Source organism: Streptomyces sp. NRRL B-24572 (assembly GCF_002156145.1).
GTDB classification, from domain to species: domain Bacteria; phylum Actinomycetota; class Actinomycetes; order Streptomycetales; family Streptomycetaceae; genus Streptomyces; species Streptomyces vietnamensis.
Genome location: NZ_MWIG01000993.1, coordinates 1 through 2,254, shown reverse-complemented (window position 1 = coordinate 2,254; position 2,254 = coordinate 1). Strand labels below are relative to the sequence as shown.

1 protein-coding gene and 1 pseudogene are annotated in these 2,254 nt (G+C 74.9%); both read right to left on the bottom strand.

The window, feature by feature from the left end; genetic code table 11:
• The coding region (locus CCN56_RS39295) for an ATP-binding protein (RefSeq protein WP_086832389.1) at window positions 1-1,376 on the bottom strand (1,376 nt) is incomplete at its 3' end.
• Window positions 1,377-1,504: 128 nt separating this feature from the next.
• Window positions 1,505-2,254: pseudogene (locus CCN56_RS43715) on the bottom strand (serine/threonine protein kinase); the annotation flags it as partial.

Genomic DNA, 2,254 nt, shown 5'->3' with positions numbered 1-2,254 from the left:
GCCGCGCGCGGCTTCTCGGCGGCCTCGGGGCCCTCGGGGTGGGCGGCGGCCATCGCCCGGCCGCGGCGGCGGCGCGGCAGACCGCTCTCGCCGAACCGCGGGTGCTCGCCGGTGCTTTCGGCCGCGCTGTCGTGCGTGGTCTCGGGCTCGACGGCCGCCGCGGCGGGGGCCGGCGTCGGCGTCGCCAGGCCGCGTCCCGTCACGGGCGGCAGGCCGGCGGCGGGCGTGGCCGGCGGCTCGACGGGCGCGTGGCTGATCAGCTCCTGAGGCAGCATCAGGAGGGCGCCGGTGCCGCCGCGCGCCGAGGGGCGGAAGGACACGGTCAGGCCGTGCTTGCGGGCCAGCCGGCCGACGACGGCCAGGCCGAGCCGGGTGCCGGAGAGACCGGCCAGGTCCTGCGTCGTCGCGCCGACCGCGGCCTCCGCGCGGCGCAGCTGCACGTCGCTCATCACCAGGCCGCTGTCCTCGACCGCGATGATGACGCCGGCCGGGACCTCCTCCACGTAGACGTGGACCTCGGCGTTGGGCGGCGAGAAGTTCGCGGCGTTGTCCATCAGTTCGGCCAGGGCGTGCATGACGCCCTCGGCCGCGTGTCCGGCGACGGCCGCGTCGCTGCTGGAGTGCAGCCGCACCCGCTGGTAGCCGCCGATCCGGCCCATGGCGCCGCGCAGGATCGACTCCATGACGATGGGGCGGGCCCAGCGCCGTCCGGACCGGGCTCCGGTCAGTACGGCGACGGAGTCGGCGAGGCGGCCGGCCTGGGCGGTGCGGTGGTCGAGGTGGAGCAGGTCGGCCAGGACGTCCTCGTCGGCGTGCCGGTGCTCCATCTCCCGCAGGTCGGCGAGCATGCTCGTGGCGAGGGCCTGCATGCGGCCGGCCGCGTTGGCCGCGGCGGCCATGGCGGCGGACCGGCCGGACTCGGCCCGGCGCAGCCGGGCCTCAAGGCGCTTGATGTCGTCGGCCTGAGCCTCGGTCAGCTCGGCGGTCCGGGCCGTGTGGGCGCGGACCAGTTCCTCGGTCCGCGCGGCGTGGGCCGCCGCCGCGGCGGCGGCCTCCGTCTCGTACCGCTCCTTCAGCGCCGCCGTCTCGCGCGCCGCGTCGGCCGTCTGCCGGGCGGCCCGGGCCTCCAGGGAGGCGAGTTCGGCGGTGAGGGTCTCGGCCCTCCGGCTCAGGGAGCGCGAGGTCCGCCCGTACCAGGTGACCGCGAAGGCGGCGGCCGCTAGGAGCAGCACGCCGCCGCCGGCGAACCAGCCGAGTGGGGGACGGACCCCGGCCGGCGCCGCGGCGGTCGCCGCGACGGCGAGCGCACCACCCGCGGCGGCCGTCAGCAACGAGGCGAGCAAGGCAGGGCGGAAGGGGGTGGACGGCGCCGACATCAACCAGACTCTCGAGAACAGGCACACGGGGGAGTCATAACGACGGCACTATAGAACCGATCTTGATCGGTTCGGAACCTCCCTTGATCGGATCGGTATTCAGATTACGGAAGATGCATCGAAAGCGGTCAGCTCGACGATGCGGAGGGAGCCGCGTTCCGCCACACCGTCAGATCGAGCGTCATGTAGGTGCTCGGAGACTCCTCCGGCGAGAAGGCCTTGACGGTGACCAGGCCGAGATGGCCCGTACCCGTCGTGACACAGACCTGACGGCCCGGCGACAGCTTGCTCACCTGGATGGTCTCGGTGAAGCGGGTCTCCGCGCGGCACGCTTCGAGGGAACCCTCCTGGCCCGGGTCGAGCAGGACCAGGTTGCCGCCGCTGCTCTCGGCGTCGAGGTAGCCGCCGGTGTCGTAGGAGAGCTCGTAGTTGCCGTCCTCGCCGTCCTGCGGGCGTACGTCGTTGTCCCCGAGGGTCAGGTGGTAGCCGGCCGTGAGGTTGATGTTCTTGTACGTGGCGGCCTGCGGCGCCGGCGCCGTCGCCGGCGCCGTCGAGGGCTTCGGGGCGGAGCTCTCCGTCCCGGTCCCGGAGCCCGTCCCGGTCCCCGTGCCCCCGCTGCCCTGCGTGCTCGGCGAGCCCTTCCCGTTGGGCTGCCCGCCGCCGTTCGCGGTGGACTGCCCGCCCTTGTCCTTCAGCAGGACGTAGGCGGTCGCGCCGCCCGCGACGGAGAAGGCGAGGACGGCGGCCACGGCGATGACGAGACCGCGCGCGCCCCTCTTCTTCGGCTGCTGGGGCGGCTGCTGAGGCGCATACCCGGCCGGCGTCGGCCCGCCGGGGTAGGGATGCTGCGGGTACGCGGGACCGCCGGGGCCCTGCGT